The sequence below is a fragment of the Rahnella sp. AN3-3W3 genome (assembly GCF_003263545.1).
Lineage (GTDB): Bacteria > Pseudomonadota > Gammaproteobacteria > Enterobacterales > Enterobacteriaceae > Rahnella > Rahnella variigena.
Map to the genome: position 1 here is coordinate 14,762 of NZ_JYDG01000103.1, position 23,529 is coordinate 38,290.

Annotated in this window: 23 protein-coding genes and 1 other annotated feature; of the genes, 15 read left to right on the plus strand and 8 right to left on the minus strand. The window is 44.4% G+C overall.

The window, feature by feature from the left end:
• Nucleotides 1-17: 17 nt before the first annotated feature.
• The 14 genes from rfbB to wzzB all read left to right on the plus strand — a co-directional run bounded on the left by rfbB (nt 18) and on the right by wzzB (nt 13,911).
• Nucleotides 18-1,103 carry a dTDP-glucose 4,6-dehydratase gene (gene rfbB / locus UC15_RS22135; RefSeq protein ID WP_112291028.1) on the plus strand — a complete coding sequence of 362 codons (1,086 nt, stop codon included), beginning with the start codon at nt 18-20 and terminating at the stop codon, nt 1,101-1,103.
• On the plus strand, nt 1,103-2,002 hold the full coding sequence (gene rfbD, locus UC15_RS22140) for a dTDP-4-dehydrorhamnose reductase (protein WP_112291030.1): 900 nt from the start codon (nt 1,103-1,105) through the stop codon (nt 2,000-2,002). The genes rfbB and rfbD overlap by 1 nt, the downstream gene beginning before the upstream one ends.
• Nucleotides 2,003-2,063: 61 nt before the next feature.
• A complete protein-coding gene (gene rfbA / locus UC15_RS22145; protein WP_112290989.1) occupies nt 2,064-2,942 on the plus strand; it encodes a glucose-1-phosphate thymidylyltransferase RfbA in 879 nt (292 codons plus the stop codon).
• A gap of 72 nt (nt 2,943-3,014) precedes the next feature.
• A complete protein-coding gene (locus tag UC15_RS22150; protein ID WP_112290990.1) occupies nt 3,015-3,845 on the plus strand; it encodes a glycosyltransferase in 831 nt (276 codons plus the stop codon).
• A gap of 80 nt (nt 3,846-3,925) precedes the next feature.
• Complete coding sequence (rfbC, locus tag UC15_RS22155; RefSeq protein WP_112290992.1) at nt 3,926-4,480, plus strand: dTDP-4-dehydrorhamnose 3,5-epimerase; 555 nt, start codon at nt 3,926-3,928, stop codon at nt 4,478-4,480.
• Nucleotides 4,477-4,884: an FdtA/QdtA family cupin domain-containing protein gene (locus UC15_RS22160; protein WP_112290994.1), complete on the plus strand. Its 408-nt coding sequence runs from the start codon at nt 4,477-4,479 to the stop codon at nt 4,882-4,884. Before rfbC ends, UC15_RS22160 begins: the two co-directional genes overlap by 4 nt.
• A 94-nt stretch (nt 4,885-4,978) precedes the next feature.
• On the plus strand, nt 4,979-6,082 hold the full coding sequence (locus UC15_RS22165; protein ID WP_112290995.1) for a DegT/DnrJ/EryC1/StrS aminotransferase family protein: 1,104 nt from the start codon (nt 4,979-4,981) through the stop codon (nt 6,080-6,082).
• Nucleotides 6,079-7,329 (plus strand): O-antigen translocase, encoded by a 1,251-nt coding sequence (locus UC15_RS22170; RefSeq protein ID WP_112290997.1) that lies wholly within the window; start codon nt 6,079-6,081, stop codon nt 7,327-7,329. The genes UC15_RS22165 and UC15_RS22170 overlap by 4 nt, the downstream gene beginning before the upstream one ends.
• Before the next feature lie 10 nt (nt 7,330-7,339).
• Nucleotides 7,340-8,689 (plus strand): O-antigen polymerase, encoded by a 1,350-nt coding sequence (locus UC15_RS22175; RefSeq protein WP_112290999.1) that lies wholly within the window; start codon nt 7,340-7,342, stop codon nt 8,687-8,689.
• Nucleotides 8,676-9,581, plus strand: a complete 906-nt coding sequence (locus UC15_RS22180; protein WP_157961022.1) for a glycosyltransferase family 2 protein — start codon at nt 8,676-8,678, stop codon at nt 9,579-9,581. The genes UC15_RS22175 and UC15_RS22180 overlap by 14 nt, the downstream gene beginning before the upstream one ends.
• Nucleotides 9,571-10,470, plus strand: a complete 900-nt coding sequence (locus UC15_RS22185) for a glycosyltransferase family 2 protein (RefSeq protein WP_112291002.1) — start codon at nt 9,571-9,573, stop codon at nt 10,468-10,470. The genes UC15_RS22180 and UC15_RS22185 overlap by 11 nt, the downstream gene beginning before the upstream one ends.
• 86 nt (nt 10,471-10,556) lie before the next feature.
• Nucleotides 10,557-11,012: an acyltransferase gene (locus UC15_RS22190; RefSeq protein WP_112291004.1), complete on the plus strand. Its 456-nt coding sequence runs from the start codon at nt 10,557-10,559 to the stop codon at nt 11,010-11,012.
• A gap of 294 nt (nt 11,013-11,306) precedes the next feature.
• Entirely contained in the window at nt 11,307-12,716 is a 1,410-nt protein-coding gene (gene gndA / locus UC15_RS22195) for an NADP-dependent phosphogluconate dehydrogenase (RefSeq protein WP_112291006.1), read from the plus strand.
• A 202-nt stretch (nt 12,717-12,918) separates the two neighbouring features.
• Nucleotides 12,919-13,911 (plus strand): LPS O-antigen chain length determinant protein WzzB, encoded by a 993-nt coding sequence (gene wzzB / locus UC15_RS22200; RefSeq protein ID WP_112291008.1) that lies wholly within the window; start codon nt 12,919-12,921, stop codon nt 13,909-13,911.
• Between the two features lie 84 nt (nt 13,912-13,995).
• Here wzzB and hisIE read toward each other — a convergent pair whose 3' ends face one another.
• Genes hisIE through hisG form a run of 8 tightly spaced genes read right to left on the minus strand, consistent with a single transcriptional unit; the run spans nt 13,996 to nt 21,150 of the window.
• Nucleotides 13,996-14,610: a bifunctional phosphoribosyl-AMP cyclohydrolase/phosphoribosyl-ATP diphosphatase HisIE gene (gene hisIE, locus UC15_RS22205; protein ID WP_112291031.1), complete on the minus strand. Its 615-nt coding sequence runs from the start codon at nt 14,608-14,610 to the stop codon at nt 13,996-13,998.
• 23 nt (nt 14,611-14,633) lie between these two features.
• Nucleotides 14,634-15,407, minus strand: a complete 774-nt coding sequence (gene hisF / locus UC15_RS22210; RefSeq protein ID WP_112291009.1) for an imidazole glycerol phosphate synthase subunit HisF — start codon at nt 15,405-15,407, stop codon at nt 14,634-14,636.
• Nucleotides 15,389-16,126 (minus strand): 1-(5-phosphoribosyl)-5-[(5-phosphoribosylamino)methylideneamino]imidazole-4-carboxamide isomerase, encoded by a 738-nt coding sequence (gene hisA, locus UC15_RS22215; RefSeq protein ID WP_112291011.1) that lies wholly within the window; start codon nt 16,124-16,126, stop codon nt 15,389-15,391. Before hisA ends, hisF begins: the two co-directional genes overlap by 19 nt.
• 5 nt (nt 16,127-16,131) lie before the next feature.
• The gene (gene hisH, locus UC15_RS22220; RefSeq protein ID WP_112291012.1) at nt 16,132-16,722 is read right to left on the minus strand and encodes an imidazole glycerol phosphate synthase subunit HisH; all 591 of its coding nucleotides are present in this window, start codon (nt 16,720-16,722) and stop codon (nt 16,132-16,134) included.
• Nucleotides 16,722-17,786 carry a bifunctional histidinol-phosphatase/imidazoleglycerol-phosphate dehydratase HisB gene (gene hisB, locus UC15_RS22225; RefSeq protein ID WP_369921255.1) on the minus strand — a complete coding sequence of 355 codons (1,065 nt, stop codon included), beginning with the start codon at nt 17,784-17,786 and terminating at the stop codon, nt 16,722-16,724. The genes hisH and hisB overlap by 1 nt, the downstream gene beginning before the upstream one ends.
• Nucleotides 17,787-17,800: 14 nt before the next feature.
• Entirely contained in the window at nt 17,801-18,934 is a 1,134-nt protein-coding gene (gene hisC, locus UC15_RS22230) for a histidinol-phosphate transaminase (protein WP_112291016.1), read from the minus strand.
• A complete protein-coding gene (gene hisD / locus UC15_RS22235; protein ID WP_112291017.1) occupies nt 18,934-20,247 on the minus strand; it encodes a histidinol dehydrogenase in 1,314 nt (437 codons plus the stop codon). The genes hisC and hisD overlap by 1 nt, the downstream gene beginning before the upstream one ends.
• A gap of 3 nt (nt 20,248-20,250) precedes the next feature.
• On the minus strand, nt 20,251-21,150 hold the full coding sequence (gene hisG / locus UC15_RS22240; protein ID WP_013575087.1) for an ATP phosphoribosyltransferase: 900 nt from the start codon (nt 21,148-21,150) through the stop codon (nt 20,251-20,253).
• A gap of 73 nt (nt 21,151-21,223) precedes the next feature.
• Nucleotides 21,224-21,345: a sequence feature (His leader region), on the minus strand.
• A gap of 326 nt (nt 21,346-21,671) precedes the next feature.
• Between hisG and UC15_RS22245 the strand changes: the two genes are divergently transcribed.
• Entirely contained in the window at nt 21,672-22,496 is an 825-nt protein-coding gene (locus UC15_RS22245) for an SDR family oxidoreductase (RefSeq protein ID WP_112291019.1), read from the plus strand.
• Nucleotides 22,497-23,529: the final 1,033 nt, after the last annotated feature.

Genomic DNA, 23,529 nt, shown 5'->3' on the forward strand with positions numbered 1-23,529 from the left:
TAAGAGAGATGAATAAGATGAAATTTCTTGTCACCGGCGGCGCTGGTTTTATCGGTTCGGCAGTGGTTCGTCATATAATTGAAAATACGCAAGACAGTATTATTAATGTTGACAAATTGACTTATGCTGGCAATTTAGAATCCTTAAAATTAGTCTCAGATAGCGATAGATATGTATTTTCCCAGGCGGATATTTGTGATGCCAAAGAACTAGAGTCTATATTCAAAATACACCAGCCAGATGCAGTGATGCACCTGGCTGCAGAAAGCCATGTAGACCGCTCTATAACAGGGCCTGCTGAATTTATAGAGACGAATATAGTAGGAACATATATCTTACTTGAAGCTGCGAGAGCTTATTGGTCGCAGCTAGACACAGAAAAAAAGCAAGCTTTCCGGTTCCATCACATCTCTACTGATGAAGTCTATGGTGATTTACCACATCCCGATGAGTGGGATAACCAAGAGCCGCTACCGCTTTTTACAGAGAAAACTTCCTACGCACCTAGCAGTCCTTATTCAGCTTCGAAAGCTTCCAGTGACCATCTCGTACGGGCATGGCAACGAACATATGGCATGCCATGCATAGTCACAAATTGTTCAAATAATTACGGTCCGTATCACTTCCCTGAAAAGCTAATTCCGTTAGTTATATTGAATGCGCTTGAGGGAAAAAACCTCCCAATTTACGGTAAAGGTGATCAGATTCGCGATTGGCTATATGTCGAGGATCATGCTCGTGCTCTTTATACCGTCGTCTGCGAAGGAGTTGTGGGGGAGACATACAACATTGGTGGTTATAATGAGAAGAAAAACATCGATGTTGTTTTAACAATTTGCGATCTTCTGGATGAGCTAGTGCCTAAAGACAAATCTTATAGAGAGCAAATAACCTATGTGACGGACAGACCAGGTCATGACCGCCGTTATGCTATTTCTGCAGATAAAATCAGTCAAGAGCTTAATTGGAGACCACTTGAAACCTTTGAGAGTGGCATCCGTAAAACAGTTGAATGGTATTTAGATAATCAAGATTGGGTAGATAATATTAAAACTGGTGCTTATAAATCTTGGGTTAAGAAGAATTACGAAGAGCGTAAATGATGAATATTCTCCTGTTCGGTAAAACAGGTCAGGTTGGTTGGGAATTACAGCGCGCATTGTCTCCTTTAGGCAACCTGATTGCTCTGGATGTTAATTCAAAGGAATATTGTGGAGACTTTAGTAACCCACAAGGGATTGCAGAAACCGTCAGAAGAATTAAGCCAGATGTTATTGTTAATGCAGCGGCGCACACTGCCGTGGACAAAGCAGAAGCAGAGCATGAATTTGCTAAATTGCTGAATGCGACTACCGTTGAAGCTATCGCAAAAGAGGCCGCTTCAATTGGTGCATGGCTTATTCATTATTCTACTGATTATGTATTCCCAGGTAATGGCGATAAACCATGGCGTGAGATTGATACTACAGGGCCTCTGAATACTTATGGTGAAACAAAGCTTGCTGGCGAAATGGCCGTGCTCGAAAATTGTCAGAAATACCTGATTTTCCGTACAAGCTGGGTATATGCAAACCGAGGTAACAATTTTGCAAAAACAATGCTTCGTCTTGCAAAAGAACGTGAAGAGCTTTCTGTTATCAATGATCAGTTCGGCGCACCCACAGGCGCAGAGTTGCTGGCAGATTGCACAGCTCATGCGATAGCAATGGCCTTGCGTAAACCGGATGTTGCCGGTATATATCACCTGGTTGCTTCTGGCATTACTACATGGTTCGATTATGCGAACGTAGTTTTTGCAGAGGCGGAAAATGCTGGCTATAAGCTCGCATTAAAGATAACTCACCCTGTGCCAACAGACTCATATCCAACGCCTGCCCGTCGCCCGCTCAACTCAAGGCTTGATAATAGAAAATTCCAAGAGACCTTTGGCTTAACCTTGCCATCTTGGGATATGGGCGTCAAAAGGATGCTCGAAGAGCTGTTTACCCCTTCAGGCCTGTAACAACCTCTGGCTAATAAATAACAATTGCCTTAAAAGGCAGCGTCAAAATCGAGGGTTTAATATGACGAATCGTAAAGGAATTATTCTTGCTGGTGGTTCAGGAACGCGCCTTTATCCAGTGACTATGGCAGTGAGCAAGCAGCTTCTACCTATCTATGACAAGCCGATGATTTATTACCCGATCAGCACGCTGATGCTCGCAGGAATTCGAGATATTTTAATTATCAGTACACCGCAAGACACTCCTCGATTTGAACAACTATTAGGTGACGGAAGCCAATGGGGTTTGAATCTGGTCTATAAGGTACAGGAAAACCCTGATGGCCTTGCTCAGGCCTTTATCATTGGTGAAGAGTTTATTGGGAAAGATGATTGCGCGCTTGTCCTTGGCGATAACATTTTTTATGGTCATGATCTTCAAAAGCAGCTGGAGGCCGCTGTTGCAAAGAAATCAGGAGCAACCGTTTTTGCATATCATGTTCAGGATCCGGAACGTTATGGCGTTGTCGAGTTTGATAAAGAAGGTATAGCTATTTCTCTGGAAGAAAAACCGCTGGAACCCAAAAGCAACTATGCTGTTACAGGGCTTTATTTTTATGATAATAGCGTAGTGAAAATGGCTAAAGAGCTTAAGCCCTCAAAGCGTGGCGAATTAGAAATTACTGATATAAACCGTATTTATATGGAGGAGGGGCGTCTTCAGGTAGCAATGATGGGGAGGGGTTATGCGTGGCTTGATACTGGCACACATCAGAGCTTGATTGAGGCCAGCAATTTTATCCAAACAATTGAATTGCGACAGGGTTTAAAAGTAGCATGCCCGGAAGAAATTGCTTATCGGAAGGGGTTTATCGGCGCTGATCAGGTCAAAAAATTAGCAGCACCGCTCATTAAAAATGATTACGGTAAATATCTTCTTAAGTTAGTTAAAACTAATTAAATAAAACACCGGCAAGCATAAATTACATTTAAGTTTGCAAATTCATTACATAGAATTAACTGGCTTGCATGTATGCAAACATTAGCAAAACAATTTAGTGTATTGATGTCGTTATACAGTAAAGAAAATCCACTGTATCTTGATTATTGTTTTTTAAGTATCTATAACCAAACTCTGCCTTGTAATGAGTTAATCTGTGTATACGATGGGCCGATAGGGAATGAACTAGAGGCTGTTGTAAACAATTGGTTAAATAAATTACCAATTAAAATTATACCACTTGACAAGAATGTTGGGCTTGGTAATGCATTGAATGAAGGATTAAAACATTGCACTTATGAGCTTGTTGCAAGAATGGATACTGATGACGCATGTCTCAATACTCGGTTTGAACAACAAATAGCTTATATGACCTTGCACCCTGATACCGCCATACTGGGTTGTACGATTTACGAATGCGAGTCTGATATCACGACCATCACCTCGACCAGAACAGTGCCTACGGATCATAATGATATAATTGAATTTGCAAAGTTAAAAAATCCATTTAATCATATGTCGGTTATGTTTAAAAAATCAGTCGTACTAAGTGTCGGTGGCTATAAGCACCATTATCTCATGGAAGATTATAATCTGTGGTTAAGGATTATCGCTAAATCCTATAAGGTAGCCAATTTGAATAATCCGCTATTAATGGTACGAGCGGGTAGTAATATGATAGCCAGGAGGAAGGGGCTTGCTTACGTCAAAAGTGAATATCAGCTCGCGAGACTTAAATATGCACTTCATATTCAACCATTGTTGCCTGCTACATTTACCTTTGTACTGAGAAGTTTGCCTCGTGTACTGCCTGTATTCTTATTAAGTTACCTATACAAAAGAACGCGTGTTAACTCTAATTAACGTTATCATCTGAATTTTTGAAGATTAAGAATGCCATTAGAAATAATTTAATAATAATCACGCCGAATTTTGAGGCATTTATGAATATAGTTAAGACAGACATACCCGATGTAATTATTTTCGAGCCTGAAGTCTTTGGCGATGAAAGAGGCTTCTTTCTTGAAAGTTTTAATCAACGCGAATTTGATAAAGCCATTAATGAGAAAGTTTCTTTTGTGCAAGATAATCATTCTAAATCAAGTAAAGGCGTATTAAGAGGACTGCATTTCCAATGGGCTCCATACGCTCAGGGGAAATTGGTTAGATGTGTTGCTGGCGCTGTCTATGATGTAGCTGTCGATATTCGGGAAGGATCTCCTTATTTTGGGAAATGGATTGGTGTAGAACTTTCTGCCGAAAATAAAAAGCAGTTATGGATCCCTAGAGGTTTTGCTCATGGGTTTCTCACTCTCACCGAAACAGCTGAATTTGTTTATAAAACTACAGATTATTATAATCCAAAATTTGAGTGCAGTATCCGGTGGGATGATCCACAGATAAACATCACATGGCCTTCCTCCGATATCATTCTTTCGGATAAAGATAAGAATGCACAAAGTTTAAACAAAATCTTTAGCAACAGGACTCAAGAATGAACGTTCAAATTATACCACTACAAACTCATGGTGATGAGCGTGGCTCACTCATTGCTTTAGAAGAGGGTAAAAATATACCTTTTGAAATCAAAAGAGTATATTACATGTTCAAAACTAAGGCAGACATAAGACGTGGATTTCATGCCCATAAATGCCTGAAGCAAGTAGCTATTGCAGTACGTGGGTCCTGCAGATTTTTATTAGATGATGGAAAAGAGCGGATTGAGCTGCTTTTAGATAATCCTGCACAGGGTTTATTGATTGAATCCTTTATGTGGAGAGAAATGTACGATTTTTCAGATGATTGTGTCTTAATGGTCTTAGCGGATAGTCATTATGATGAATCAGATTATGTAAGGGATTATGACGACTTCCTTAAAATATGTAAAAATATTCCTGAGTAGATTCAGAATAAGGTGAAATTTTAAGTAAGCAGTAATTTATGATTTAATGATGAATTCATTAAATATTCAATATTAATTTTTTGCAGAGATAAAAATGATTAACTTCTTGGATCTTAAATCAATAAATGCAAGATATGAGAATGAATTGCTAGAAGCTTGTTCCCGTGTCATTAATTCTGGTTGGTATTTGATGGGGAATGAACTCAGTAGTTTTGAAAAAAACTTTGCGGAATTTTGTGGTACCGACCACGCGCTGGGTGTTGCAAATGGGTTGGATGCATTAACTCTGGTTTTAAGAGCCTGGAAAGAATTAGGTAAGTTGCAAGATGGTGATGAAGTTATTGTTCAGGCCAACACTTACATTGCATCAATCTTAGCAATTACTGCCAATAACCTGACACCTATTTTAGTAGAACCCAATCGTCAAACATTCAATCTTGATGCGAGTAGCATTCGAAGCGCGATCAGTCTCAGAACTAAAGTTATTTTGCCAGTACATTTATATGGTCAGCTATCGCCAATGCCAGAAATAATGGAGATTGCTAAGGAATATGATTTGCTTGTACTCGAGGATTGCGCTCAGTCTCATGGGGCAAGTGTTGATGGCGTAAAAGCAGGCTCCTGGGGGCATGCGGCTGGTTTCAGTTTCTATCCTGGTAAGAACTTGGGCGCTTTGGGGGATGCGGGTGCGATAACGACAAATGATCATCAGCTAGCACATGTTCTTGAGGCTTTAAGGAATTATGGGTCTCATAAAAAATATGAGAATCTCTACGCCGGTGTTAACAGTCGGTTAGATGAAATTCAGGCTGCAATGTTAAATGTTAAACTTAAATATCTTCCAGATGATATTAAGTTACGTCAGAAAGTTGCCAATAAATATCTAGAAAACATCAAAAATGAACTTATTGAGCTTCCTAAAGTTATTCATCAAGACGGACATGTATGGCATCTTTTTGTTATACAAACTGAGCACAGAGAATCTTTGCAAGCATGGTTAACAAGTCATGGCATTCAGTCCCTCATCCATTATCCTATCCCACCACATAAACAAAAAGCATATTCTGAGTGGAATAATAAATCTCTTCCGATAACTGAGAAGATTCATCAACATGTTTTATCGATACCTTTAGATCCAACATTGAGCGAAACCGACATTCAGAAAATTATTGATGCCATGAATGACTTTAGTTTATGAAAAAGTTATTAAAAGTTACTGCAATGACTGGTCTGTTAACTTTAGTGAAAATGGGAATGGGATTCGTAATAGCAAAAGTTGTTGCAGTCTACACTGGTCCAACAGGCATGGCGATGCTCGGGCAGGTGCAAAGCGTCGTAAACAGCTTTAACGGGATAATTAACTCTCCAGTTAGTAATGGCGTAGTACGATATACAGCTGAGTATTCCGAACGTGGCTACGACTCCTGCTCTTCATGGTGGAAAGCATCGTTACACTGGGTGTTGTTATTAGCTTGTATATTGATACCTGTTGGTTTGTTCTTCGCGCCTGAACTATCTGACTGGATATTTAGAGATCCGGATTACAACTGGATTATCTATATTGTTTTAGCCTCACTTCCATTTACTGCTATTGGAACATTAATTACTTCTATAATTAATGGGCAGCAACTTTACAAGCAATATGTTGCTCTTGGGATGATTTCTGCTGTTTTATCAGGCCTCCTTATGATTATTTTAATCATATATTATAATCTGAGGGGGGCATTGATGGCCGCGGCTTTGCAGTCTGCATTGATAGGAGGGATTTTACTTGTACTATCCTTAAAACAACCATGGTTACGTTTTAAGTATTGGTATGGTAGAGCCAACAAGGAAGCTTACAAAGAGATTGGGGGCTATATTTTAATGGCTAGCGCCACTGCGCTGGCCCTGCCAATCTCATTAGTTTTACTTCGCAATATTTTGATTAGTAAAGTTGGCTGGGAGTTAGCCGGTCAATGGCAAGCAGTTTGGAAAATATCAGAAGTATATTTGGGTGTTTGCACTATGGCGCTAAGTGCCTACTACCTTCCAAGACTTTCTACAATAAGTGGATTGGAAGCGACACGACGTGAAATTAAGAATACGGCTAAAATTATTCTTCCGTTAGTCAGTCTGATGGCCATTTGTGTATACTTTCTACGCGATGTCGCTATAAGCATCCTTTTCACAGAAGAATTCCGCCAGGCAAGAAATCTTTTTGCAATACAACTAGTGGGTGATGTCATCAAAATTGCCAGTTGGCTTTATGCATTTCCAATGCTAGCACGTAACGCTACTAAATGGTTTATTTCAACTGAACTGTTTTTTTCGGCAACTTTTGTTATTTTAAGCTATTTCTTTATTAACCAATTTGGCGTGCAAGGGGCAAATGTTGGTTATCTTGTTAACTATATTTTGTATTTGATTTTTGTTGTCTTTAATTTAAAGAGATTTTCAAACTGAGTAATATTACATGACCAATAATCAATTTTTGGATTTATTATATTCAGATATAAGTACATATATAATTGTCATGATTTCAGTACTGGTCTTATATTACTTCATTTTTGGTCGTAATATAGCACATATTGCCGACCCGCTCATGATTGGTTATCTTGCCCAAGCTTTTTCATGCTCGGTTGTCTTGTTTATTTATATCGAAGATGTTCTTTCTGATTATTTTTTCTATTCATTCATCTTTACTGAAGTTGCATTTTTATTGCCATGTGCTTTTATGCGGAAAAAATACAAAGAGAATTATTTAGGTGAAAATATTAAAGCAAGTATAACCAGTGAATGGTACGCAAATTATTCAACGTTCTATCTTGTTACCTTAATAATATTTGCAATAACATCTGTCGCGTACTTCGCTTTAGCTGGCATACCGATTTTGAATCAAATGTCACGTCTTGATACTACTGATTCGCTGGGGGCTTTATCGTGGTTCACAGATGTGTATTGGGTGTGTTTACCTGCTTTAGTCATTATAAAGAGATATGTGTTTTTCAAAAAAAACAAAATGGATCTTATAATTATTGGATTTTGTTTTGTATTCCTTCTTGCTAAGGGGGGGAAATCCGACTTCTTCTTTTTGATTGTTTCTTTATTTTTAGTTAAAGAAGTTTACAAAATTAAAGAACTGAATAAAGTGGTAAAATATCTATCTTACATCTCCCCTCTGGTTATCCTTGGGCTAATGATAATTCTATTCAGCGTTTGGAACTCTGATGAGAACGTTATAAAAGCTTTTTTTGAAAGATTTGTTCTTTTTGGGGATGTTTTCTATCAAGGGTATAATAAAGTTTTCTTTGCATCGCTGCCGACAAATATCTATCCTTGGGATTATTTCTTTGGCGGTACCATCAATAAAGTTAAAGAACTATTTGGTTTTTCGAGTAAAGAAAAGGTTGTTTTTGGCTATGAAATCGCCAAGTATTATTACAACATTGACAGCGGTATAGGGCCTAATGCGCGTCATAACATACTAGGTCTATACCTATTTGGTCCTTACTTCTCTGTTTTATTCTCTTTTTTAATCGGCGTTATCTATTGTGCCATCCGTTCTGGCAGAGGAATTATAAATAGCAGAACTCCCAGAACATCGTTACGCTTTTTCTTTTATGTTGTTTTTTGTACGTATTCCTGCTTTATTTTTGTAGATCCGTCCCTTGCTTTAGGATTGTACTTAAAAATAATTGTAGTATTCTCAGTGCCGTTAGCTATTTCTTTATTCATTTCAAGTTATCGTAAGTATTTTCCTTCTACCAAAAAAAATATTGAAAGCCTGGATGTCAGAGAGAGAGAACATTTTGCAGAACAGTAATCAATCTATATCCTTTGTTGTCCCACTTTATAATCAAGAGCAATACGTGCTTGAATGCCTTAATTCATTATTTCGGGTGAGGAATGTCAACGTACAGGTTGTTATAATAGATGATAGTTCTAAAGATAATTCAGCAGCAGTAGTCGATAAATGGATAAGTGAAAATTCAAGAGAAAATTTCGAAATTATTTTCTTAAAAAATGAAACTAATTCAGGTGTTTGTAAAACCCTGAATCGCGGAGTTAAGGCTTCAAAATATGATATCATAAACATCTGTGCAGCTGATGACTTTATGCTACCGGATTCAATTCCCAACAAATTAGAGTTTTTGAACAGTCATAAATATGATGCTTTGATAAGTGATGTTTGCATAATTAATAACGAATCCGAAATCACTCATGAAAGTGGTTTCTTGTCATATTTTAATGCTAACGCCAAAGCGTTAGCTGAAGATAAATTATTGATTGGTGAAATAGTCACGAATTGGTGTGTTCCCGGACCATGTTTGCTTATAAAAAAGAAAGCTTATGATGTTATAGGGTACTACGATCCCCAATTAATAGCAGAAGATCGTGACTTTTATTTGAGATTACTCCGTGGAGTAAAAGTTCATTTTGATTTTTTACCTATTGCCGCATATAGGGTACACAATACTAATATATCTCGTGAAAGTACTTTCAGAAAAAAAATGAATCATGAGATTAGAGTTGTTAATGCTGGTTATGCGAATCAATGGTCCGGATTAAATCGTCTTTTTTTAAAAACATATTCATTAGGACTCAATGATAGTAATAGAATTTCCAAGAAAATATCACTGCTTATTGGAGCTGCTCTTAGAAAGTTATTACGGTTGGTTTTCAATTTTAAGGTTTTAGTCACTTATGGAAAATAATGTTTGTGGCATCATTGTCACCTATAAACCAAATCTATCTGATTTGCGGCTTCTTATCTCTTCCCTAATAGATCAAGTTCAAAAAATAATTATAGTCAATAACGGTTCTGACACACCTTTAGAAGAAGAGGTTGGTCAATCGAGAGTTGAAATTTTCACTCTTGAATCAAATGTTGGGATAGGAGCAGCGCAGAATATTGGCGTTGATAAAGCTATCGAGCAAAATTATAAATATGTTTGCCTATTTGACCAAGATAGCCGCTTAGAACAGAATTTCATTTCTAGCCTTTTAGAAGCTTTCAATGAACTTAAAGCTGAGAATATTAATGTAGGAGCACTGGGGCCTTTAATTGTCGACGAAAGAAGTGGTAAACAGTTTCCTTTTTACCTATATGATAACAATCAGCGTCTTGTTATAGAACCTGAAAAAGTTAATCATAGATACATTGAAACTCATCAGTTAATTTCATCAGGTACTTTTTTCCCGACTTCTGTCTGGCCTATCGTAGGGAAAAATCATGAGGGTTTCTTTTTAGAATATGTTGATACTGACTGGTGTTTAAGACTTGTTAATTTAGGATTCAAAATTTTTGGAGTTAAAAATGCTAAATTGATTCATAAATTAGGCGATGACAGGAAAAAAATATTCAATAGAATTGAGGTTCCGGTTCATTCAACTTATCGCTACTTTTATGTTTTTAGAAATGGTACTTTCTGTAGCCTCTACCGTCCATTCCCCGGTTGCTGGCGAAGATATAACATATTCAGATTATTTTGTTTTTACATAATTATGTTACTCATTAAGAAAGATAAGTTTAAACTTTCGAAATATGTTTTTTTAGGTGTATATGACGGCATAAAGAAAAATTTTTCGCGTAAGTTATTTTGATGCTGTGTTTATTTGTTAAATATTTTAGTTACATATGCATTGTCTGTAATATTTAAATTTTACATTATTACGGGATTGATTTCGATATGTTTATTCATAAGCTAAGTGATGTTCAAAGTGAAAATATTGGAAATGGTACCAAAATTTGGCAATTTGTTGTAGTGCTGAAAGGTGCCAGGATAGGTACCAATTGTAATATCTGTGCCAGTTCTTTAATAGAAAATGATGTTGTAATTGGTAATAACGTTACAATCAAATCAGGTGTTTACATATGGGATGGCGTTACTCTTGAAGATGATGTTTTCGTAGGTCCCTGTGCTGTATTCACAAATGATAAGTTCCCTCGTTCAAAGCATTACCCTGAAAATTTCCCTAAGATATTAGTCAAAAAAAATGCTTCCATTGGGGCGAATGCCACTATTCTCCCCGGTATTACAATAGGCGAGAATAGTTTAGTTGGTGCCGGTGCTGTTGTTACAAAAGATGTTCCTCCAAATGTTGTCGTTGCTGGGGCACCTGCACGAATAATTAAACATCTGTAATTGATACTCTGCGGTAATGTTTAGACATGAAATTATCAAAAAACTGTTGATTTACACTTATTCCCCTCGGCTAATTTTTTTTGCTACGATCATCACTCATTGGATAACTCTTTTTAAAATGAATGATAATTTTCACTTTTTGTAAAGAATCTGAACGCTGCAATAGGTTCCACCGTTATCATTCTCATGTACAATGCTTGAGTTCATTTGTATAGCCCAGTTCAGTTAAACCTACTATTTACAGAGGTTTAGTCTAAATACTGAGCGTTCAACTATTTCAGACAGGAGTTGCTAATGTCCAAACAACAAATCGGCGTTGTCGGTATGGCGGTCATGGGCCGTAACCTCGCGCTTAACATCGAAAGCCGTGGTTATTCCGTTTCCATTTTTAACCGTTCTGGCGACAAGACTGATGAAGTCATCGCTGAAAACCCGGGTAAAAATCTGGTTCCGCACTACACGGTCGAAGAGTTTGTTGACTCGCTGGAAAAACCTCGTCGTATCTTGCTGATGGTGAAAGCCGGTGAAGCAACTGATAAAACCATCGCATCCCTGACTCCGCATCTGGATAAAGGCGACATCCTGATCGATGGCGGCAACACCTACTATAAAGACACCATTCGACGTAACCGCGAACTGTCTGAGCAAGGTTTTAACTTCATCGGCACCGGGGTTTCCGGTGGTGAAGAGGGCGCACTGAAAGGCCCATCCATCATGCCAGGCGGTCAGAAAGAAGCGTACGCACTGGTGGCTCCGATCCTTGAGAAAATCGCCGCGCGTGCTGAAGATGGCGACGCTTGTGTAGCTTACATCGGTGCAGATGGTGCTGGTCATTACGTTAAGATGGTTCATAACGGCATCGAATACGGCGATATGCAACTTATCGCTGAAGCGTATTCCCTGCTTAAACAGTCCCTGAACCTGAGCAACGAAGAGCTTGCTACGACCTTCGCTGACTGGAATAAAGGTGAGCTGAGCAGCTACCTGATTGACATCACCAAAGACATCTTCACTAAGAAAGACGACGAGGGTAAATACCTGGTCGATGTGATCCTCGACGAAGCAGCGAACAAAGGTACCGGTAAATGGACCAGCCAGAGTTCACTGGATCTGGGTGAACCACTGACCCTGATCACTGAGTCCGTATTTGCCCGTTATCTTTCTTCGTTGAAAGATCAGCGCGTTGCTGCCTCTAAAGTATTGTCTGGCCCGGCTGTTAAACCTTTCTCTGGCGACAAAGCTGAGTTTATCGAGAAAGTGCGTCGTGCGCTGTATCTGGGTAAACTGGTTTCTTACGCTCAGGGCTTCTCACAGCTTAAAGCTGCTTCAGATGAGAACAACTGGGACCTGAACTACGGCGAAATCGCGAAGATCTTCCGTGCTGGCTGTATCATCCGCGCGCAGTTCCTGCAGAAAATCACCGATGCGTATGCTGAAAATGCATCTATCGCAAACCTCCTGCTGGCTCCATACTTCAAAAACATTGCTGACGAATACCAGCAAGCGCTGCGTGATGTTGTGTCTTATGCCGTTCAGAACGGTATCCCGACACCAACTTTCTCTGCTGCGATCAACTATTACGACAGCTACCGCTCAGCGGTTCTGCCAGCTAACCTGATCCAGGCACAGCGTGACTACTTCGGTGCGCATACTTACAAGCGTACCGACAAAGATGGCGTTTTCCATACCGAATGGTTGGATTAATCAGAGTTAACTAAAATATTAACGCCCCGAGGAGGGGCGTTTTTTTTGACAGGGATCCTTTCCCCTAAAATCCCCGAGTGATTTTTTTCAGGGAATTCTTACGAAAATCATTGCTTATAATCCCAATTTTCTCTGGAAACCTGTCTATAATCGATTGGCACAAATTACTGACCTAATGTGACTGTTTTTCTCTAGGGTAATCATGAATCAAGATAATAAAATGACCAATAACCTGTCTTCGAGACAAAATGAAGAAATTGACCTTATCGACGTCCTTATGCAGTTGTGGCGTGGTAAAATACTAATCTTTACAATTATGATTTTGACAATTATTCTGGCGGTCGTCTATTTGTCTGTGGCTAAACAGAAATGGACTTCTGAAGCTATTGTCACATATCCTGATTCAGGCCAAATAGCTAACTACAATAATGCGATGAGTATGTTGTACAGCCAGAACCCAGCTAATGCCCCTTCGGTAGTGGATGTTCAACAGCGTTTTTTCGGTCGATTTAATGCTTCAATTTCTGCTTTATCTGAACAACTTGATAACCAGGTGGATCCGGAAAAGCTCACGATTGCTCCGGCCGTTAAAGATCAACCTGTCCCTCTCAAAATAAGCTATACCGCAAAAACTGCTGGCGAGGCGCAAAAAACTCTCACCACTTACATTCAACAAATCAACAAGCGGGTAGTGACTGAACTTGATAATGACTTGCAAATTAGTATCAACTCTAAAATTGAAGACCTTAAAGAGGATTTAGCGACTCAGGAGAAGGTTGCTCAGGAGAAGAAAGATCTCCGTTTGAAAATGTTAAACCAAGCATTGCTGGTTGCCCAACAGGCGAACATTAAAGATACTCTGGTCCAGCAGGCAGAAACGCTCTCTGAAGATACTCTTTTTGTTCTGGGTAGCGATGCTCTCTCTGCTACTATTAAAAATGAAGCAACACGACCATTACCCCTTGATGCGTCATATTATCAGGCACGTCAGACATTGTTAGCAATTAGTGCATTAAAATCTAAACCTGATTCAACTTATGCGCTTCGCTATGTCATGAAACCTGATCTGCCTATACACAGAGATAGCCCTAAGAAAGTGTTAATTCTACTGCTTGGCGCGATTCTGGGTATTATTGTGGGTTCTGTGATTGTACTTGGCCGTAACATGGTTAAATCCTATACGCCACGTAACTAATAAATTGCCCATAAAAAGCCGCCAATGCTCTTCAGCAAAGGCGGCTTTTTTACGTCTGGACTTTTTTAGCGTTAAAGCCTGCTGTTATTTCTTATGACGCTGACGCAGATTTTCGATCACGGTGCTCAGGTTCAGATTCTGATCCTGCAGTAAGACCAGCAGGTGATAAATCAGATCAGAGGCTTCGTTTTTCAGTTCGAAGCGGTCATTGACGGTGGCTGCCAGCGCAGTTTCCACGCCTTCTTCACCGACTTTCTGCGCGATACGTTTGGTCCCGCTGGCGTAAAGTTTCGCGGTGTAAGAGCTTTCCGGATCGGCGGTTTTGCGCGATGCCAGCAGTTCTTCCAGCTGATACAAAAACGCCCAGTCGGTTTCGGCGGGATGGAAGCAGCTGTTATTCCCTTTGTGGCAGGTCGGACCCACCGGATTTACCAGAACCAGCAACGTGTCGTTATCACAATCTGGCGTGATGCTGACCACATTCAGATAGTTCTCTGACGTTTCACCTTTGGTCCAAAGACGTTCTTTGGTGCGGGAATAAAAGGTGACTTTACCGGAGGACTGGGTAACGCTCAGCGCTTCCTGATTCATATAACCGAGCATCAGTACTTCACCCGACACCGCGTGCTGTATGATGGCCGGCATCAGGTTATCCACTTTTGCCCAGTCGAGCTGGCTGATCTGTTCACCGGTTAACAGATTGGTTTTTACGTCCTGATTACTCACAAGCGGATCTCCACGCCATTTTCGGCTAAGTAGCTTTTCAGCTCACCAATATTAATAATTTGTTTGTGGAACACGGAGGCGGCCAGTGCGCCGTCAACCTGTGCTTCGCGGAAGGCATCGAGGAAGTGTGGCATGGTGCCGGCACCGCCGGAGGCGATCAGCGGAACGTGACACACTTCGCGGATCATCTTAAGTTGCGCAAGGTCGTAACCGTTACGCACGCCGTCCTGATTCATCATATTAAGTACAATTTCACCGGCGCCGCGTTCCTGAACTTCTTTCACCCAGTCAACCGTCTGCCAGGTAGTGACTTTGGTACGCGCTTCGTCGCCGGTAAACTGATGCACCTGATAGGTACCGGTCGCCGCATCGTGCCACGTATCAATACCGACAACGATACACTGTACACCATAGCGGTCGGCGAGGCGGCTGATCAATGTCGGGTCAGCCAGTGCGGGTGAATTAATGGAAATCTTGTCTGCACCAAACTGCAAAATCTGGCCTGCATCTTCGAGGCTCTTGATGCCGCCCGCGACACAGAAGGGGATATCGATGACTTGCGCCACGCGTGATACCCAGCTTTTGTCTACCACGCGACCGTCGCTGGACGCCGTAATATCGTAAAACACCAGTTCGTCTGCGCCTTCCTCAGCATAACGCTGCGCTAAAGGCACGATGTCGCCGATAATTTCGTGATTGCGGAACTGCACGCCTTTCACAACCTGACCGTCTTTAACGTCGAGGCAGGGGATTATCCGTTTTGCCAGCATGAAATTGCCTCCGTCGCAGTAAATTTACCGTCGAGCAATGCGCGCCCGACAATGACACCTTTTACGCCGCTGTCGCGTAATGCCGCAATATCATCAAGCGAGCCGATGCCGCCGGATGCCTGAAATGCTACCTGCGGATAACGTGCGGTCACTTCACGATAAAGTTCAACGTTAGAACCCGCCAGCGTGCCGTCACGGGAAATATCGGTGCAAAGTACATGTTTCAGGCCGAACGGCAGATATCGCTCGACGACCTGTTCCAGCGTGGCGTTGGAGTTTTCCTGCCAGCCGCTGATGGCGACATTTTTAGTGCCTTCTGCATCGATGCGTACATCAAGTGCCAGAACCAGCGCATCTGCGCCGAAACGGCTGAACCAGCCCTGTACGGTCTGCGGATCTTTTACCGCTGTCGAGCCGACCACCACGCGGGTTGCACCGGCGCTGAGCAAAGCCTCAACGTCTTGTTCGGTGCGGATACCGCCGCCGACCTGCACCGGCACGGAAACACCGGCCAGCAGTTTGGTCAGCAAAGGGATCTGACGCGCTGCCGGATCCTTTGCGCCAGTCAGATCCACCAGATGCAGAACCTGCGCGCCTTGTTGCTGATAATCCTGCAACCGTGGCAGCGGATCATTGCCGTAGTCACGCTGCTGACCGTAATCACCCTGATGCAAACGCACCACGCTGCCGTCGATCAAATCTAAAGCGGGAATAATCATGCTGTTTACATCTCCAGAAAGTTTTTCAGCAACTGTGCGCCAGCGGCACCGGAGCGCTCGGGATGAAACTGCACGCCGAAGAAGTTGTCTTTTTGTACGGCTGCGCTGAAGGGCTCACCGTATAGTGTCTGCGCGATGGTGTTTTCGCATACCGGCATGGCAAATCCATGGACGAAATAGAAGTAGGCGTTTTCGTCGATACCACGGAAAAGATGGCTGTCGGCGTTGGCAATGACCTGATTCCAGCCCATGTGCGGCAGTGGCAGCCCCATATCCTGCATACGTGTTACCGGCGTTTCGATAATGCCCAGCGTATCAATCCCGCCATTTTCTTCACTCGAAGAAGCCAGCAGTTGCATCCCCAGACAAATACCCAGCACCGGTTGTGTGCAGGCTTTGATGAGTTCGATCAGCTCGCGCTGTTCAAGTTGTTCCATTGCGGCCTGTGCGGTACCGACGCCCGGCAGAAATAACTTGTCTGCCTGCAACACAATTTCCGCTTCACGGCTTACCGTCGGCTCGTAGCCCAGACGTTGCACCGCGTATTTTACGGAAGAGAGGTTGGCACAGCCGGTATCAAGGATAACGACATTCATCACAGCACTCCTTTCGAACTCGGCAGGGTATTGCCATCGACGCGAATTGCCTGGCGCAGTGTGCGGCCAAAGGCTTTGAACAGGCTTTCGACGCGGTGGTGATCGTTCTTGCCCTTGGTGCGCAGATGCAGGGTACAGGCCATCGCGTAGGACAGGGAACGGAAGAAGTGTTCGACCATTTCCGTGCTCAGGTCACCGACGCGCTGATAGTTAAATTCTGCTTTGTATTCCAGGTGCGGACGGCCGGAGATATCCAGCGCACAGCGTGCCAGACATTCATCCATAGGCAGCACGAATCCGAAACGGCCAATGCCACGTTTATCGCCCAGCGCTTTGTTCAACGCTTCGCCCAGCGCCAGTGCGGTATCTTCTACCGTGTGGTGATCGTCGATATACAAATCGCCTTTCACTTCGATATTCATACGGAAACCGCCGTGCGTGGCAATCTGATCCAGCATATGGTCGAAGAAGCCCACACCGGTGCGGATTTTGCTTTCGCCTTCACGATCCAGCCAGACATCGACATCAATCGCCGTTTCACGCGTCACGCGGTTCACTTTCGCATGGCGGTCACGTTTAGTCAGTTGCTCCGCAATGGCTGCCCAGTTCAGGGTATCGCGCTGATAACGCAGCCCGGCGATGCCCATATTGGCCGCCAGCTGAATATCGGTATCACGATCACCAATGACATAGCTGTTTGCCGTGTCCAGCACGCCGCTTTCCAGATAACCGGTCACCAGTTTGGTTTTCGGTTTACGGCAATCACAGTGATCGGCCGGAAGATGAGGGCAGATCAGAACTTCATCAAAAACGATGCCCTGCGAGGTCAGGATTTGCATCATCAGGTTGTGCGGCGGATCGAAGGTTTCCTGAGGGAAACTGGCGGTACCCAGACCGTCCTGATTGGTGATCATCACCAGTTTGAAACCGGCGTCTTGCAGCGCCAGCAGTGCCGGAATAACGCCCGGCTCGAGAGCCAGTTTATCCAGACGGTCCACCTGGAAATCTTCCGGTGGCTCAGAAATCAGCGTACCGTCGCGGTCGATAAACAGTGTTTTTTGCAATAACGGGCTCTGGCTCACATGTGCTCCTTGCGGGGGCTATTTTGATTATCGTTGATGGTCGTGGCGGTCGCGCCCGGTAACGGTTGCAGTGCGTCAATCACGCGTTGCAACTCGTTACGCGTACCAATGGTAATTCGCAGGCAGCCGGAAAGTCCCGGTTGCTTATTCTGGTCACGCAGGATAATGCCCTGATCCCAGAGGTTTTTAAATACTGCACTTGAAGCAGAGAAACGGGCAAGCACATAGTTCGTGTCGCTGGCAAAAGCCTCTTCAACGCAGGCGCATTTTTCCAGTTCTTTCAGTAACCACTCGCGGTTCTCTGTTACTTCAGCCACGCGCTGACGCATAATCGCCAGTCCTTCAGGGCTCAGCGCCTGTGCAGCGATATCGGCGACCGGCGTTGATAAAGGATAAGGCGCGATGACTTTCATTAATAAGCCAATCAGCTCGCTGTTGGCGATCGTGAAGCCGCAGCGCAGACCGGCAAGTGCGAAGGCTTTAGACAGCGTGCGCAAAATCGCCAGATGTGGGTATTCCTGCAACCAGCCGGAAACTGTCGCCTGCGGGCAGAATTCGATATAAGCCTCATCGACGGCGACAATCGCGCGGCCACGGGTCATTTCCAGTACGGCGCGGATTTCATCCGGGTCGATAATGTTGCCGGTCGGATTATTCGGGCTGCACACATACACCAGTTTCACGCCGTCGAGGGCGGCTTCAATGGCAGGAATATCCAGAGACCAGTCGGCTTTCGCGGCCACCGTGCGGCCTTCGACGCCAATGGTTTCGGCACTCACGCTGTACATGCCGTAGGTCGGCGGACAATAAAGGATGGCGTCTTTGCCCGGTTCGCAGAAAGCGCGGATCAAAAGCTCGATGCCTTCGTCTGCGCCGCGACTGACCAGTACCTGTTCCGGATCGACACCCGCATAAGCTGCATAACGGTTGATGACCAGCGCAGGCTGACATTCCGGGTAACGGTTAAACGTTTGCTGTGTCAGTTGGAACTGTGGCGCGATGGCATATTCGTTGGCATTCAGCCAGACATCACCGTTCCCCCCCAGACGGCGGGCGGACTGATACGGCGTCAGTTCCTGCACATTCTTACGTGCCAGCGCCTGAACGCTGAGGTTGTTTTCGTTGCTCATCAGCGTTGCTCCTTTAAAGCGTTAACGCGCAAAGTCACGGCATTTTTGTGTGCGGTCAGCTGTTCAGCCTGCGCCAGGGTTTCAATGGTATTTGCCAGACCGAGCAAACCTTCAGGTGTTAACTGCTGAACGGTCATGCGTTTCTGGAAATCGGCCAGCCCGAGACTGGAACAGGTCGCGGTGTAACCGTACGTCGGCAAGACGTGGTTGGTACCGGAGGCGTAATCGCCAGCAGATTCCGGTGACCAGTCACCGAGAAAGACCGAACCGGCGCTGGTAATCCTGTCGACAAGCTGTTCCGGCTCGCGGGTTTGCAGGATCAGGTGCTCCGGACCGTAGGTATTGCTGATGTCGATACATTGCGCGAGGTCTTTCGCCACAATCAGACGGCTGCTCGCCAGCGCCTGACGGGCGATCTCGCTGCGGGATAATGTCTGTAACTGACGTTCAACGGCTTCGCCAACGGCCTGTGCCATTTTCAAATCAGGTGTCAGCAAAATCACCTGAGAATCCGGGCCGTGTTCAGCCTGTGAAAGTAAATCAGAGGCGACGAAATCAGGTGTGGCACCGCTGTCGGCAATCACCAGCACTTCGGAAGGCCCGGCAGGCATATCAATCGCCGCGCCGTCCAGGCTCTGACTGACCTGACGTTTAGCCTCGGTCACATAGGCATTACCTGGTCCGAAGATTTTCGCCACACGTGGCACGGTTTCGGTGCCGAAGGCCAGCGCGGCAATCGCCTGCGCACCGCCAAGCTGATACACCTCTTCCACACCGCAAAGTTGCGCGGCATACAGAATTTCATCGGCAATCGGTGGCGGAGAACACAGCACCACTTTCTGGCATCCGGCAATACGCGCCGGTGTCGCTAACATTAATACGGTCGATACCAGCGGCGCAGAACCGCCCGGAATATACAGCCCGACGGACTGAATAGGGCGGGTCAGTTGCTGGCAGCGTACGCCCGGCTGAGTTTCGATATCCACCACCGCCAGTTTTTGCGCCTGATGGAAGGTATCGATGTTGCGCACGGCGTGGGCCATCGCCTGTTTAACGTCATCACCTAAACGCGCGGATGCTGCCTCGATTTGCTGTGCGGTGACGCGCAACTCCTGAACTTCAGTCTTATCAAAGCGGGCGCAAAACTCGCGCAGCGCACTGTCACCTTCACTGCGCACACGGCGCAGAATTTCACTGACAGATTCAGTAATACGGTCGGACGCCGAAATTGCCGGGCGTGTCAGCAGCTCGCGACGTTGTTGTTCGTCGCATTGCTGCCAGTCAATCGGGGTAGTGAACGCGTCAGGCTTCATGGCTTACTCCATCATTTTTTCGATTGGCAGAACCAGAATTGAGCTGGCGCCCAGCGCTTTCAGTTTCTCCATGGTTTCCCAGAATAACGTTTCGCTGCTGACCATGTGCATGGCCACGCGCTGCTGATCGCCTGCCAGCGGCAGAATCGTCGGACGCTCAGCACCCGGCAGCAGGGCAACGATTTCGTCCAGACGCTCACTCGGCGCGTGCAACATAATGTATTTGGATTCGCGAGCCTGAATAACGCCCTGAATACGGGTCATCATTTTGTCGATCAGCAGTTGTTTCTCTTGCGGCATTTCGCCATCGCGCTGGATCAGACAGGCTTTGGAGCGGTAAATCACTTCAACTTCGCGCAGTCCGTTGGCTTCCAGCGTTGCGCCGGTAGACACCAGGTCGCAAATCGCATCAGACAGACCGGCACGCGGTGCGACTTCAACAGAACCGTTCAGCAGACAAGATTTGAAATCGACGCCTTTTTTATCGAGGTATTGCTTGAGCAGGTGTGGATAAGACGTCGCGATACGGGCGTTTTGCAAACTTTGCGGACCGGTATATTCGGTGTCCAGCGGCGTTGCCAGAGACAAACGGCAGCCGCCGAAATCCAGGCGACGGAGGGTAAAGTAACGCGGGTCTTCGCCCTGAGCGCGACGGCTCAGCAGCTCTTCTTCGAGTACGTTCTCGCCGATGATCCCCAGATCCACCACGCCGTCCATCACCAGTCCCGGGATATCGTCATCACGGACACGCAAAATATCGATGGGCATGTTCTCAGCGAAAGCGATCAGACGCTGTTCCTGCAGGTTGATTTTGATGCCACAGCGCGCCAGTAATTCGCGTGATTCATCGCTCAGGCGACCCGACTTCTGCATTGCTATCCGTAAACGTGTTTTATCCAGCATGATGACCTCAGTTTCTCAATTATTTATATAAATCGTTTTGTTTAAAATTCTTTAACTTCAATCCGTCAGGCCAAAAAAAAAGCCCCCGGAAGAAATCTTCCGGGGGCTATCTCTGCGTTCTGCGCCACTGGAAGATCTAAACAGTCTCCCAGCACCAATCGCCTGAAAGACTAGTCAGGGTGATGGTGATGATGGTGGTTAATCAGAACGTTTGTCATGTCAGTGTCTCTATTCAGTGATTCAGATGCCGCGTGATTCAATTTGAATCATTCGCCACACATATCAAATTCGTTGCCAATAAAACTAAACTATCGGGCGGCAACAGCGCAACCTTTTTTTCCGATGATGAGTTTTTCTTATCAGCCGCAGGGTTTTCATCTGATTTTTGAATAATCTGTTAACAGACACCAAGAAAACCTTACGCAGACTGAACGGGGAAAAGGCGACCTTTGCTAGTATAAAGGAAGATATCAGCAGTTGGTGATGTGATACCAGGTGCCTCTGAACAAATGGAGCAAAGTATGAAGAAGGTTTCGATTATCGGACTGGGCTGGCTGGGAATGCCACTGGCGATGGCGCTGGCTGCAAAAGGCTACGATGTCGTGGGCAGCAAAACGACGCTGGATGGCGTGGACGCTGCAAGAATGGTGGGGATCGAATGCTTCCCGCTGGTTTTCACACCAGAAATGGAATGCGAAGCGGAAGATCTCGATCGTCTGCTTAATGTGGATGCCCTGATTATCACTCTGCCCGCGCGCCGGACCGTGGAGGGCAGTGAACTTTATTTCCAGGCGGTGCAGCAGTTAACCGACAGTGCGCTGGCGCATAACGTGAAACGGATTATTTTCACCAGTTCGACGTCGGTATACGGCGAAAGAGAGGGCGTGGTGCGGGAAGATTCTCTTCTCGAGCCGGTGACTGCCAGCGGCAAAGTCCTTAAAGAGCTGGAGAACTGGTTCCACGGACTGCCAAATACGTCCGTTGATGTACTGCGTCTGGCAGGTCTGGTGGGCGGAGATCGCCATCCTGGCCGTTTCATGGCGGGTAAGACCGGGGTGAAAGGCGGTCACCACGGGGTCAATCTGGTGCATCAGGATGACGTCGTCGCGGCAATTGCTTTATTGCTCAGCCGGCCAAAAGGCGGGCATACCTTTAACGTATGTGCACCGAAGCATCCGGCGAAAGCGGATTACTATCCGGCACTGGCAAGACAAATGGGGCTGCAACCGCCAACCTTTGCTGAAGAAGGTTCAGCAGGAAAAGGCAAAATCGTGGATGGCGAGTGGATCTGCAAAGAACTCGGTTTTGAGTATCAGTATCCGGACCCGCAATCTATGCCTTTTTAATCGGTAAATCGTTTTTGAATAATAATAAGTTATGGCCTGCCTGAAATATCGGCAGGCTTTTTTTATTCAGCTGGATTAACACACAATGACATCCCCCGTTACTTTGAATGAAAGTAATCACCCTTCAAAAGTATCCGCAGTCGTATATTTCACTAATAAGACAAGTTAATGACCTTCCGTTCCTCCGGTTATTCACTTATACCTTTAATTATCTCCGTTAAAAATGTGTCTTATGCGTATTTCATGCGTAAATTCTGGCGTGGGATGCTGGTTAGGTAATAAAAATCCTATTCTTGAGCTATTAATTTACGCTTGCACCGCACAAACCACTTTTTTAAGCCCAATCATTAAAGTTTTTCTGAACAGTTGCCGATAGGTAAGCACGGCAAAAATCCGCTGTTTCATCACTTCTCCTTATCAATCTGGTCAGATGACTGGATGATTCTTCCTGCGCAGTAACAAATTATTACAATCATTGTCTTTTTACTTTTGAAACCACGTGGTTGCTCACGATTTCAGAACAATTCGTCCTTATTTTAAACACCATTTTTTCAGATAACTCCCCGAAACGCCGCGCCCTGACTGGGTTGCGCATTATTAGCACAATGATCACGCTATTTGAAATTTGCAGCATATAATACTGCATGAACTATGATTAATTGCTGCGTGTGCTAATCATTTGGCTTTAGGTGGTCTTTGTACAAAATGATCTAAAAATGGCGAAAAAAGACAGTTTGAAGACAGCTTTTTAGATGGTTTTTTACTTTTGACTTAAATCTGCGCAAATTCTCACGATAAATTGCACTTTTGGAGACAAAATAAATTTCAAAAGCGTGATGTGTGTCACACTTTATTCAAAATTCGTCCACGGCAAGATTGTATGTGTAAAGGGAACGGGGTTAGAGTTGCGTCGTAGTAAGATAATTCCTAATAATGTATGTAAAAGCGTTTCACTGAATGACACGCCATCACAGCAACGGACCCTGCCAGTACACCAAAACTAAAGTGTTTCACTAATACTTAGCAGTGCAAT